Annotated in this window: 13 protein-coding genes; 10 read left to right on the top strand and 3 right to left on the bottom strand. The window is 66.1% G+C overall.

What is annotated here, in order from left to right; all coding sequences use genetic code 11:
* Nucleotides 1-115 precede the first annotated feature (115 nt).
* The 7 genes from map to rplQ all read left to right on the top strand — a co-directional run bounded on the left by map (nt 116) and on the right by rplQ (nt 4705).
* Nucleotides 116-955: a type I methionyl aminopeptidase gene (gene map / locus C8E99_RS08185; protein WP_115931875.1), complete on the top strand. Its 840-nt coding sequence runs from the start codon at nt 116-118 to the stop codon at nt 953-955.
* A 328-nt stretch (nt 956-1283) separates the two neighbouring features.
* A complete protein-coding gene (infA, locus tag C8E99_RS08180) occupies nt 1284-1505 on the top strand; it encodes a translation initiation factor IF-1 (protein WP_115933332.1) in 222 nt (73 codons plus the stop codon).
* Between the two features lie 40 nt (nt 1506-1545).
* Nucleotides 1546-1659, top strand: a complete 114-nt coding sequence (gene rpmJ / locus C8E99_RS08175) for a 50S ribosomal protein L36 (protein ID WP_115931874.1) — start codon at nt 1546-1548, stop codon at nt 1657-1659.
* A gap of 328 nt (nt 1660-1987) precedes the next feature.
* Nucleotides 1988-2356 carry a 30S ribosomal protein S13 gene (gene rpsM / locus C8E99_RS08170; protein WP_115931873.1) on the top strand — a complete coding sequence of 123 codons (369 nt, stop codon included), beginning with the start codon at nt 1988-1990 and terminating at the stop codon, nt 2354-2356.
* A gap of 112 nt (nt 2357-2468) precedes the next feature.
* Nucleotides 2469-2873 carry a 30S ribosomal protein S11 gene (rpsK, locus tag C8E99_RS08165; protein ID WP_115931872.1) on the top strand — a complete coding sequence of 135 codons (405 nt, stop codon included), beginning with the start codon at nt 2469-2471 and terminating at the stop codon, nt 2871-2873.
* Nucleotides 2874-3017: 144 nt separating this feature from the next.
* Nucleotides 3018-4013 carry a DNA-directed RNA polymerase subunit alpha gene (locus C8E99_RS08160; RefSeq protein WP_115931871.1) on the top strand — a complete coding sequence of 332 codons (996 nt, stop codon included), beginning with the start codon at nt 3018-3020 and terminating at the stop codon, nt 4011-4013.
* A 119-nt stretch (nt 4014-4132) separates the two neighbouring features.
* Nucleotides 4133-4705 carry a 50S ribosomal protein L17 gene (rplQ, locus tag C8E99_RS08155; RefSeq protein ID WP_115931870.1) on the top strand — a complete coding sequence of 191 codons (573 nt, stop codon included), beginning with the start codon at nt 4133-4135 and terminating at the stop codon, nt 4703-4705.
* Nucleotides 4706-5092: 387 nt separating this feature from the next.
* Here rplQ and C8E99_RS08150 read toward each other — a convergent pair whose 3' ends face one another.
* Nucleotides 5093-5995 (bottom strand): CPBP family intramembrane glutamic endopeptidase, encoded by a 903-nt coding sequence (locus tag C8E99_RS08150; RefSeq protein WP_115931869.1) that lies wholly within the window; start codon nt 5993-5995, stop codon nt 5093-5095.
* 27 nt (nt 5996-6022) lie between these two features.
* Here C8E99_RS08150 and truA point away from each other — a divergent pair, with 27 nt between their 5' ends.
* Nucleotides 6023-6913 (top strand): tRNA pseudouridine(38-40) synthase TruA, encoded by an 891-nt coding sequence (gene truA / locus C8E99_RS08145; protein ID WP_115931868.1) that lies wholly within the window; start codon nt 6023-6025, stop codon nt 6911-6913.
* A 22-nt stretch (nt 6914-6935) separates the two neighbouring features.
* Here the strand turns inward: truA and C8E99_RS08140 are convergent, their stop codons facing one another.
* Nucleotides 6936-8729, bottom strand: coding sequence for an HNH endonuclease signature motif containing protein (locus C8E99_RS08140; RefSeq protein WP_170144562.1), 1794 nt, complete (start codon nt 8727-8729; stop codon nt 6936-6938).
* A 746-nt stretch (nt 8730-9475) separates the two neighbouring features.
* Here C8E99_RS08140 and rplM point away from each other — a divergent pair.
* Together rplM and rpsI are read left to right on the top strand one after the other, a co-directional pair.
* Nucleotides 9476-9919, top strand: coding sequence for a 50S ribosomal protein L13 (rplM, locus tag C8E99_RS08135; protein ID WP_115931866.1), 444 nt, complete (start codon nt 9476-9478; stop codon nt 9917-9919).
* A gap of 35 nt (nt 9920-9954) precedes the next feature.
* Nucleotides 9955-10452: a 30S ribosomal protein S9 gene (gene rpsI, locus C8E99_RS08130; protein WP_115931865.1), complete on the top strand. Its 498-nt coding sequence runs from the start codon at nt 9955-9957 to the stop codon at nt 10450-10452.
* 314 nt (nt 10453-10766) lie between these two features.
* Here rpsI and C8E99_RS08125 read toward each other — a convergent pair whose 3' ends face one another.
* Nucleotides 10767-12005 (bottom strand): peptidoglycan recognition protein family protein, encoded by a 1239-nt coding sequence (locus C8E99_RS08125; protein WP_170144561.1) that lies wholly within the window; start codon nt 12003-12005, stop codon nt 10767-10769.
* Nucleotides 12006-12126 lie beyond the last annotated feature (121 nt).

Below are 12126 nucleotides of genomic sequence, written 5' to 3'. Positions count from 1 at the left end.
GAGCCCGAGTAATTCGGAACCCGAGTAGGTCAGAACCCGAGTAGTCCAGAGCCCGGGTAGTCCAGAACCCGCATAATTCAGAACCCCGCAACGAAGGATCCGAGAAGCCGCTGTGATGAGCCGCCGCCAGGTCGAACTGAAGTCCGTCCCGCAGATGCAGACCATGCATCGTGCCGGACTGGTCCTTCACCGCGCCCTGGACGCGGCCGTCGCGGCGGCTGTCCCGGGAACGACGACGGCCGCCGTCGACGCCGTGTTCGCTGCGGTTGTCGAGGAGGCCGGCGCCACGCCGAACTTCCTGGGCTACTACGGCTACCCGGCCACCATCTGCGCCTCGGTGAACGAGGAAGTGGTGCACGGGATCCCGGGGGAGCGGGTCCTCCAGGCCGGGGACGTGCTGAAGATCGACGGTGGCTGCATCATCGACGGCTGGCACTCCGATTCGGCCCGCACCGTGGTTCTGGGCTCCTCGGCAGCCGGCACGGCCGATCCCGAGGACGAGCGACTGTCCGAGATCACGCGCCAGGCGCTGTGGCACGGCATCGCCGCGTTCGCCACGGCCAAGTACATCGGTGATATCGGTGACGCCATCGATGATTTCGTCTCCGCACAGCCCGGTGCCCCGCTGGGCATCCTCCAGGACTACGTGGGTCACGGCATCGGCACGGCCATGCACCAGGCCCCGGACGTGCTCAACTACCGGTCCCGACACCGTGGCCCCAAGGTCAAGCCGGGGCTGTGCCTGGCGATCGAGCCCATGCTCGTGCGCGGCGGCCTGGCCACGGACGTTCTCTCCGACGACTGGACCGTGGTCACCCGTGACGGGGCCCGGGCCAGCCAGTGGGAGCACTCGGTCGCGCGGCATCGCGGCGGCATCTGGGTGCTCACCATGCCCGACGGCGGCGCGGCCGATCTCGCCCCGCTCGGCGTAGTGCCCGTTCCCCTCGGCGAGTAGACGGCAGCCGTAGTGCGCAGCGGCATCGCCGCATCCGGCACCGAGGCGCTACCCCTTTCCCCAAGGCCGGTCAACTCTGACGCGGGTGAATTTCACTTCTGTGCGCGAAACCAGTAGTATTGCTTGCTGGTTGTCTCTGCGGTGCGCCGTGTCCTTGAGAGTTCTTTCGGAATTCCCGAGGTACCCCTGGAATGCGCCCTGGTGGTCAGCCGGAAACATCCCCGCCTGGTTTCAATCGTCCAACGGACGTGGGGTATTCGAGTCGCCTGCGACCTGGATGCACCGCCCGTGCCGACGCCTGGAATCTGGCACAACGTAAGTGGAGGACATGGCTAAGAAGGAAGGTGTCATCGAGGTTGAGGGCACGGTCAACGAAGCATTGCCGAACGCAATGTTCCGCGTCCGTCTGCAGAACGACCATGTTGTTCTGGCCACGATCTCGGGAAAGATGCGTCAGCACTACATCCGAATCCTCCCCGAGGACCGAGTCGTCGTGGAACTTAGCCCGTACGACCTCAACCGGGGCCGTATCGTGTACCGCTACAAGTAAACCCATCCACCACTAAACAGCAAGCGCTGGAGGAGGAACCATGAAGGTTCAGCCGAGCGTGAAGCGGATCTGTGAAAAGTGCCAGGTGGTGCGCCGTAAGGGCCGCGTCCTGGTGATCTGCGAGAACCCACGCCACAAGCAGCGCCAGGGCTGACCTCGTCTTTCGACGGGATCGTCTACGCGCAGCACCCTCAGGTCGGCCGGAACACAACCGGATGACCAGGTCCAACCGGACCAAACAGCAGCACAGCCGGAATCCACGGATTCCTGCCTGAGTCCCTCCGGGGTCCAGCAGGGGCCGAGGTGAACGGCAACCCCTGGACGCAAGGGCCGGGGACCCGAACCGCGGCAACGCCGGTCGGCGGAATGAAACTCCGGAACTTCGCCGGAACCGTCAACAAGGCACCGCAGGGAAGAGATTCCCGGGGGAGGGGACGTGCTGGTGCAGACCTTTGCTTCAGAAGAACAAGGAGGACGGCCATATGGCACGTCTAGCAGGCGTCGACATCCCGCGCGAAAAGCGCGTCGTCATCGCTCTCACGTACATCTTCGGTGTGGGCCAGACCCGCTCCGAGCAGGCCATCGAAGCGACGGGCATCGACCCGAACACTCGCGTCAAGGACCTGGCAGACGAACAGCTGGTTGCACTGCGCGACTACATCGAGGCCAACTTCAAGGTGGAGGGTGACCTGCGCCGCGAGGTGGCAGCCGACATCCGCCGCAAGGTCGAGATCGGCTCCTACCAGGGCATCCGCCACCGCCGCGGCATGCCCGTGCACGGCCAGCGCACGAAGACCAACGCCCGTACCCGCAAGGGCCCGAAGAAGACTGTCGCCGGCAAGAAGAAGTAGTCACCCGGAACGGGACGGCCACCCCGCCACGATCCCGGTTCACGGATGCCTCCGGCTTCTCCCCAGCAAGACAGTCACTTCCGCACAACACCAGCTTTCGTAGGAGAGACACATGCCCCCCAAGACACGTGCTGCGGTCACCCGCAAGCCTCGTCGCAAGGACAAGAAGAACATCACCGTGGGCCAGGCCCACATCAAGAGCACCTTCAACAACACCATCGTGTCCATCACGGACACCACCGGTGCTGTCATCTCGTGGGCCTCGGCCGGCGATGTGGGATTCAAGGGCTCCCGCAAGTCCACCCCCTATGCCGCACAGATGGCTGCCGAGAAGGCTGCCAAGGCCGCTCAGGAGCACGGACTGCGCAAGGTTGACGTCTTCGTGAAGGGTCCCGGCTCCGGCCGCGAGACCGCGATCCGTTCGCTCCAGGCCGCTGGCCTCGAGGTCGGCTCCATCTCGGACGTCACCCCTTCTGCCCACAACGGTTGCCGCCCGGCCAAGCGCCGCCGCGTCTGACCTCGTACCGAGCGCACGCACCTCGGCTGGTTCCGGGCTTTTCCGGCCAGCCGGGGCGTGCGCATCGGTGCACTCCCGCCCACCCCATTCGTTTCCACCCATCGTGTGCGTCATATGGCGGACGCTCGCCGAAAGGAAATGTCAGTGCTCATTGCACAGCGCCCCACGCTGACTGAAGAAGTCGTTGCCGACAACCGTTCCCGGTTCATCATCGAACCGCTGGAGCCCGGTTTCGGCTACACCCTCGGAAACTCCCTTCGCCGGACCCTGTTGTCCTCCATCCCGGGCGCTGCTGTTACCAGCATCCGCGTGGATGGGGTGCTGCACGAGTTCAGCACTGTTTCCGGTGTGAAGGAAGACGTCACCGAGGTCATCCTGAACATCAAGAAGCTCTCGGTCTCCTCCGAGCACGATGAGCCCGTGGTCGCCTACCTGCGCAAGCAGGGTCCCGGCGTCGTCACCGCTGCGGACATCACGTCCCCGGCCGGTGTCGAGGTCCACAACCCGGACCTGCACATTGCCACCCTGAACGGCAAGGGCAAGTTCGACATGGAGCTCATCGTCGAGCGTGGCCGCGGCTACGTCACGGCAGCCCAGAACAAGACCGGTGACGCGGAGATCGGCCGGATCCCGGTTGACTCCATCTACTCGCCGGTCCTGAAGGTCACCTTCAAGGTCGAGGCCACCCGCGTGGAGCAGCGCACCGACTTCGATCGCCTCATCCTCGACGTCGAGACCAAGGAGTCCATGCTTCCGCGTGACGCCGTGGCCTCTGCCGGCACCACCCTGGTGGAGCTCTTCGGCCTGGCCCGTGAGCTGAACCTGGAAGCCGAAGGCATCGAGATCGGTCCGAGCCCGACGGACACCACGGTGGCCGCCGATATGGCACTGCCGATCGAGGACCTGGAAATGACCGTGCGCTCCTACAACTGCCTGAAGCGCGAGGGCATCCACACCGTTGGCGAGCTCGTTGCTCGCTCCGAGGCCGATCTCATGGACATCCGGAACTTCGGTGCCAAGTCCATCGACGAGGTCAAGGAAAAGCTGACCGAACTGGGTCTGTCCCTGAAGGACTCCCCGGCTGGCTATGACCCCTCGCTGCACTCCCAGGAGTCCGAGGAGTCCTACGGCGAGTACTGAGCCGTGAACCGGGATCGGGCTTCGGTCCGGTCTTGAGTCACTCTCTTCACTCGCTGTACCACCACCAATAGTGTCCTGATGGCCGGCAGCCGTCAGGGTCCATCTGAGGAGAAACACCAATGCCTACCCCCACTAAGGGACCGCGCCTGGGCGGCGGCCCTGCCCACGAGCGGATCATGCTGGCCAACCTGTCGGCCAACCTGTTCGAGCACAAGAAGATCACCACGACGGTGACCAAGGCCAAGCGCCTGCGTCCCTTCGCCGAGCGTCTGATCACCTTCGCCAAGAAGGGCGATCTGGCTTCGCGTCGCAAGGTCCAGGGCATCATCTCGGCCAAGAACCGCACCAACAAGACCATCGTGCACGAGCTGTTCACGGTGATCGGCCCGGCCATGGCCGAGCGCGAGGGTGGCTACACCCGGATCACCAAGATCGGCAACCGTCACGGCGACAACGCCCCGATGGCAGTCATCGAGCTCGTCATGGAGCCGGTGTCCCCGAAGCAGGCCGTAGTCAAGGAGGCCGAGAAGGCCGCCGAGACCGCTGCTCCGGCTGAGGCCCCCGCGGCCGAGTCCGAAGCTGCCGAGACCGAGGCTCCGGCCGCCGAGGCTGCTGAGGCTCCGGCTGCTGAGGCTCCGGCTGCCGAAGCCGCTGAGGCTCCTGCCGCAGAGGAGAAGACCGAAGAGAAGTGATCTTCTCGGTCTGAACCGGCTGTCTGCAGAGTGTTCTCCAGACACCATCAGAATGACCCGTTCCTACGCACAACACGTGCGGAGGGACGGGTCGTTTGGTTTAACGGTCGCGTCTTCGGAGCGGGGGCAGCCCGCCGGGCTTTCTGATGGGGGGTAGGGCTTGCTCCAGGCAGGCAGGCAGGCAGGCAGGCAGGCAGGCAGGCAGGCAGGAAGGAAGGGCAGGAAGGAAGGGCAGGAAGGGCAGGGCATGACAGCTGAGGCCAGGTTGAGGCGGGTCACGACGCGCCAGTGCAAGGCAGGGCAGGTCAGGACAGGCAAGTCAGGCCATGGCAGCGCAGGGTACATCGCGTCAGGGCAGGCCAATACACGTCAGTGGATGAGGGGGCGTCAGATGAGTCCAGACGTCAGCAGGAAGATGGCGCCGCCGTGTGCCACGGTCGCCCCGAGGACGCCGTGGCGCATCGCGATGACGGCACAGACGAGCCCTTCGAAGAGGGTGAAGGCGAGCAGCGGCCAACCCACGCCGGTGATGTTGTAGGCGAGGAACAGGTGTCCGGCGGCAAAGATCAGTGCCGAGAGTAGCGCTGCTCGCCAGCGGCCGGACCGTCCTGGCAGGTGATCCTCCAGATGGGCCTGGAGGAAGCCGCGGAACAGGACCTCCTCCACCAGGTTCCCGCACAGGGCGAAGACAGCCAAGAGGACCACCACGCCGGCGGCCACCGTCCCGCCGCGCTGCTCAACTGGAATCGCGGGACGGGCGAAGGGCGTGCCGTCCAAGATGGGGAACCACTCGACCAGGGTGCCGTGAAGGTACAGAAAGGGCAGCGCGATCACCACGACGCCCGCCAGGCCCACGAGTGCTGAGGTCCACCTTCGGGGCCCCGTCCACAGCACGATCCACCGGAGGTCCCGGCACGCGAAGATGATCGCTGCTGCGAGTGCCAGCGATGCCACGGTCATCACCAGGAGGGCGACGGGGTCGTCAGTGAAGCGCAACCACAGGACGGGCAGTTCGAAAGAGCCGGCCGTCGTCGAGGCGCTGGACGGACCCACCATGCCGGACGGACCCACCATGCCGGACGGACCCACCGTGCCTGACGGATCGACCATGCCGAACGTCCACAGCCCATGGGGACTCATAGCGTCGCGGACGAAGATGAACCCGAGGACCAGCATGAGGATCCGCACCCCGTGCGCCTGCCGGGGCAGCAGGGACACGATGATGCCCACCAGCAGCACCCCGGGCAGCACGGTCAACAGGTAGGCCACCCACGGCTCAAGGTTCTCCATTCTGTCCATTCTGGCCCGGGATTTAGAATGATCCCCATGCCCACGCCGTCTGATCCCGCCCTTGTCCGTGTCCGGATGGACTTGGCCTATGACGGCACCGACTACAAGGGGTGGGCCACCCAACCTGGACTGCCGACCGTCCAGGGAGCCCTCGAGGATGGGCTGGCCATGATCATCCGGCGCCCCGTTCGCACCGTGGTCGCCGGTCGAACCGATGCCGGAGTGCACGCCCATGGTCAGGTCGTGCACTTTGATCTGACCGAGGCCGAATGGAACGCGGTGACACGGAATCCGGACGCGGCCGGGCCGGCGTCGACCTTGGTGCGGCGTCTCAGCGGCGCTCTGAGCCGCGAACGGGGTGCGCTGGTGGTGACGGGAGCATCCTTGGCACCCGAGGGGTTTGATGCGCGGTTCTCGGCGTTGTGGCGCTCGTACAGATATGCCATCAGCGACTCCTCGGAGACGCGGGACCCACTGAACCGTCGATCGACGTATTGGCACAAGGAACCGTTGGATGCCGAACTGATGGACGCCGAAGCGAAAGCCGTGCTCGGTCTCCACGACTTCTTGACGTTCTGCAAGCCACGAGCGGGCGCCACGACCATCCGTGAACTGCAGGACTTCGGCTTCACCCGCGACGGGCAATCCGGACTGATCACTGCCCACCTGCAGGCCGACGCGTTCTGTCACAACATGGTCCGTGCACTTGTGGCGGCCGTCGTTCAGGTGGGGGAGGGGCGCCATCCCGCCGGCTGGGTCAGCGAACGTCTGGAGGCCATGGTCCGTGACTCGCAGACGCGGCTCGCACCGCCGCACGCTTTGGTCCTGGAGCACGTCGAATACCCCGACGTCGGCTCCGACCCCCGTGCCTTGGCCTCCCGCGCCGCTGGGACACGGGCGCGTCGGACCGTGGCGTAACTGCTGCCCGAGATCCATGGGTCTATCTCCGCCAGAACCGATTGCGCTGTGGTTGTCGCCGTGGATCCAGATAGGGGGCCGGTATGAACCAGGGCCGGCCGGAGTCCATGTCGATGTCCCATGCGCCGGCGTGGACGGCGTGATGGTGGTGGTTGCAGAGCAGAACCCCGTTGTCGACTGAGGTGGGTCCGCCGTGTTCCCAGTGCTCGACATGATGCACATCGCACCACGGCGCCGGGATCCAACAACCGGGTGCGGCGCAACCTCCATCGCGGGCAGCGACCGCCTGCCGGAGTCGGGTGGAAAAGAGGCGCTGCGCTCGGCCGACGTCGAGCACCTCCCCGCTCGATCCGAGCACCACCGGAAGGATGTCCGCATCACAGGCCATGGCCCGGATCGTGGTGGGGTGGATCGGACCGGTGAAGGTTGCTGAGGACTCGAACTGGAGGAGGTCTTCGGCGGTGACCGTGCCGGCCTTCTCCAGATCGCCCAGCAATGTGTGGAAGTCGATCAGGACCGAGACCTGGGGGCGGGTGCCACCAGTCGAGGGAAGTTGATCCGTTTCGATCATGGCCAGGCCGCCGGCGATGCACGCCATCAGCCCGTCGAGTTGTTTCTGCTGGGTTGAGCGCGGGTCGACGGCGGTGACCGCCGTCAAGGAACCGTCCTCTTCGGAATGGACCTCCGCCGTCAACAGCTGATCCGAATGCTCGCTCCCGGTGACGCCACCTTCCGCACCCTTCACCGACTGGCTGCGGTAGACCGCACGGGGGTTGGTGGCGGCGTTCGCCACCGTCAGCAGGTACTCGTTCTGTTCATCATTGACCGCGAGCAACCATTGGTGCAGTCCATTGCGTTCACCCTTGCGGATCAGGCCCTGCAACTGGGGCAGCGTGGCATCGTTCGGCTCGGAGCCGTCGGGGTCCACGGCCGCTTCGACCCACTTCAGCCAGTGGGCCGCGACCTTGCGTAGCGTGCCCGGATCCACGGACTCGGCCTGGGCCACCAGACGTTCCTCGCCGTCATCTAGGAGGTCGGAGACTGCCTGTGGATCGGCCTCCACGCGACGGGCCATCTGCCGCACGTTGTCCAAGGCCGTGGTGATGATGTCCACGGCGGAACGGTCCAATTTCCCCTCGTGGACGACGGCGGACAACCGGGGGAGGGCGGGAGGCAGGGGCTCACCGGACAGCGTGCGGGTCGGTCGCAGGGCGGCCGCCCAGCGTGTCCGGCGCCGGGCTTCGGGACCGTCGATCCGCAGGGCGATCTTGAGGTAGTCGGTTGCATCGCGGAAGGCGGTCTTCCCTTGAGGGAGTCCGAGAAGGCGACGGCGTTCTGGTGGATTGTCGAAGGCCTCCACCGTGTGACCCGTCAAGGTCATCTGGGCTGTCGCGACGGAGCGCCCCACGGTCTCCAGGACCTGGTGCAGCACCGGGAGGGTAACGACAGCGGGGTGAGTGGCGGTTTCCCCGGTCAAGACAGGGGCCGGGTCAAGGACAGAGGCAGAGTCCAGCCCTGGTATCGCGTCCGAACCCGGCTCGTCAGGAGGCGAGGACAGCATGGCTCCCCAGTCCCTACTGCCGCTGTCGTCCGGAAGAGTCATGGCGGTCAACTCGCGCAAGGCGTCGGGGCCGGACAATCGATGCACCATGGCTCGGGTAGCTTCCTGCAACAAGGCCGTCAGGTGACCGAGCGGGAGCTCGTCCAGAGAAGGGAGTGGGGCGGCCCCTGAGCCATGGTCGTCCACATCCTTGTGCTCGTCCTTGTGCTCGACCTGGCGCTCAAGTCCGTCTTGGTACTCGTGTTCATCAGTCATGCCCGCCCTCCTTTCCCGTACTTGCTTTCCCTTGCTTGTTCGCCGCCGCTGGTCGAGGTGGCTTCTGCTGATTCCCGGCCTGCAGCATGGGAACATGTGTTCGAATACGTCCATTCGATCACACCCTGCGGACACCGAAAAGGGCTTCTGAAAATCTGTGGATGACACTCCATGATCAGTCGCCTGTGGAGTAGTGCGCAGGGGTGGAGGCCTGCGGGGGAGGGGTAGTAGCACGCAGGAGTGGAGGCCTGCGGGGGAGAGGCAGTAGTGCGCAGGGGTGGAGGCCTGCAGGGGAGAGGCAGCAGTGCGCAGGGGTGGAGGCCTGCGGAAGCGCCTGCCGTACGGTCTGTGGCGCGTCCATTCCCTTGTCTCTCGCCCTCTCTGGCCCCTCCTTCCACCCTCTCTGACCCCTCTCTGACCCCTCTCTGACCCCTCCCTCCACCCTCCTTCCCCCCTCCTTTTGCCCTCCTTTCCCCTTGATTTCCAGCTGCTTTGCCCCTACTGCGTGGACACGGTAGTATTGATCTTCGTTGTGCGTGTCCTTTCCCGGATTCGCTGTACCCTCGGGTGGCCTGGTTGCATGGTCGCGATAGCCCAGGGCGCCGCCGGGAAGCTTTCGGACCCGGCCTCACTCCAGTCCTCACCTGGCGTACCGGCTGCGCACCGATGAACTCAGTGACTGGCCCCCGGACTCACCGCCGCGGGCCGGGAATCTGTAACCGACACCGAACACGAAGGCAAACAACGTGCGTACGTACACCCCGAAGCCCGGCGATGCCGACCGCCAGTGGCACGTCATTGACGCCACTGATGTCGTGCTGGGTCGTCTTGCCAGCCAGACCGCAACACTGCTGCGCGGAAAGCACAAGCCGACCTTCGCCCCTCACATGGACATGGGCGATTTCGTCATCATCATCAACGCCGAGAAGGTGGCCCTGACCGGCGCCAAGCTCGAGAAGAAGCGCGCCTACCGCCACTCCGGTTTCCCGGGTGGTCTCTCTTCTGTCTCCTACGCGGAGCTGCTGGAGAAGAACCCGGTGCGCGCTGTGGAGAAGGCCGTCCGCGGCATGCTCCCGAAGAACTCCCTCGCCGCTGAGCAGCTTCACAAGCTCAAGGTGTACCGCGGTGCCGAGCACCCCCACACCGCCCAGCAGCCCAAGACGTACGAAATCGGCCAGGTCGCCCAGTAACGGGTCAGCACCACCACAATCTTTCAAGGAGAACCATGACTCTCAATGAGAATGAGTCCACCGAGGAAGTGGAGCTGACCAGCTACACCTCCGAGTCCACCAATGCCCCCGAGGCCGTTGCTGTCGCTGAGCGCCCCGCGCTGACCGTCGGAGGCGGCGCCGTGGGTCGCCGCAAGCAGGCCATCGCCCGCGTGCGACTGATCCCGGGCTCCGGCTCCTGGACCATCAACGACCGCAGCCTCGAGAACTACTTCCCGAACAAGCTGCACCAGCAGGAAGTCAACGACCCGTTCAAGCTCCTCGAGCTCGAGGGTGCCTACGACGTCATCGTGCGCATCACCGGCGGCGGCCCCTCCGGCCAGTCCGGTGCCGTGCGCCTCGGTGTCGCCCGCGCCCTGAACGAGATCGACCGCGAGAACAACCGCGCCGCTCTCAAGAAGGCTGGCTTCCTGACCCGTGACGCCCGCGTCGTCGAGCGCAAGAAGGCCGGCCTCAAGAAGGCCCGCAAGGCCTCGCAGTTCTCGAAGCGCTGATCTTCACGCTGCCACTGGTGGGCGGGACCGTTTCGGCGGTCTCGCCCAACATGCAGTAGCGCAGGAGCAATCCAGCGTACGACGCCGGCCGGTCGCCCGGCGCGCGTCGGCCCACGGAACCCCGTGGTCCCGTTCCCTTCGTGGAGCCGGGACCGCGGGGTTTTGTCTTGCCCGCGAGAAGATGGATGCCGAGGAGAGGCTCGCAGTCAGCGTGGCGACCGCTGGCCGCAAGAGTCCCGCGGTCGGCGAGACTCCCGCCGCCGGCACCTTACTCGCAGCCGGCGCCCATGCTCGCCATGCTGGCTCCCGGCAGGCTACTGTGCGTGCTTCAGGGCGGCCCACGTCTTGCCGCCGGCGACGCCGTCCACAGTCAGCCCGCGGGCCTTCTGGTAGGCGGAGACGGCGGCCTCAGTCTGGTCCCCGAAGTGGCCATCGGTGGCCAGGTCGACGCCGCTGGAGGCCTTCAGGCCTCGCTGCAGGTATTCGACCTCGGTCCCGCTGTCCCCGGAGCTCACCGTCGATCCGGCGGCGTGGTGCGTCGCGAGGGCACCCCAGGTACGTGGGCCGGCGATGCCATCCACTCCGGTGCCGAGCGAGGACTGGTACTCGCGCAGGGCCTTCTCGGTCGCGGGACCGAACACACCGTCGGCAGCGCCGGGATCGTGGCCGATGACATCGAGGGTGACCTGGACCCGGCGCACGGCATCGCCTTCGTCTCCGAGGCGCACGGTGGGGTAGTCGCCGGAGGCGCCCGAGCCGCCGTCGACCCCGTTGGCCAGCGCCGAGGCCACCTCATCACGCAGGGCGGAAAGCTTGCCGTAGAAGGCATCCCCACAGCACAGTGTCTGGGCGCCGGGCACGTCCCGGTGCGCGATGATCCGGTCCACGTCGAGCCCGTACCGCTGGCAGATGAAGGCGCTGAGGTGCACGAGGGAGCTCCACTGCGCGTCCGTCGGCACGTCGTTCGTGTACATCCCGTCGACCTCGATGCCCACCGACTGGTCATTGAAACCGTAGGCGTGCGCACCCTCGATGAAGCGGGTCCCGTCCACCACTGCGTCGAGCGAGCCGTGCCGGCCCTCGAGCATCTGGCCGCCGCGGGCGATGGTGAACTGCTGGCCGGTGTCCGCCCAGCCATTGGTCATGTGGTTCCGCTGGATCAGCCGAGCCACCTCCTCGGCGGCGGCAACGGAGAAGTCGTCCGAGTTCACGTGCGTGGTGTGGTGGATGACCAGGTGCGTCGGCCGTCGCGTGAGGGTCGGAAGCGATCCCTGGGGGGCAGAGGCGCCCCAGTCATTCGTGGAGATGATGTCCGGTTGGCTCACGGTGGCGGCGAACGCCGGGGTGCTGGAGGCGGAGACCGCGGTCCCGAACGCGATCACGCCGCCCAGGGCGGCGGTGCCCTGCAGCAGCCGCCGTCGGGACAAGCGGGCCGGTCGGGAGGGCACGGGCGCGGAGGCGGCTGCGGCGGCAACAGCAGCAGTTGCAGTTGTGGGCGCGGGTGCGAACGCAGGTGCAGGCGTGGGGACGGGTGCGATGATGTGGTCTGTCACGTCAGGCTCCATTCAGGACGGCTCGCCATCTCGCGGGGGACTGCCGGGGAAGCACGCGAGGGACGGACCGCTGGTGGTGGTCGACTTGAGACGGTGACCCCACCGTACGCACGTGACCTGC

The sequence above is a fragment of the Citricoccus muralis genome, from assembly GCF_003386075.1.
In the GTDB taxonomy this organism is placed as follows: domain Bacteria; phylum Actinomycetota; class Actinomycetes; order Actinomycetales; family Micrococcaceae; genus Citricoccus; species Citricoccus muralis.
Note: the sequence above shows the minus strand (reverse complement) of the source record. Positions and strands in the feature narration are given on the sequence as shown.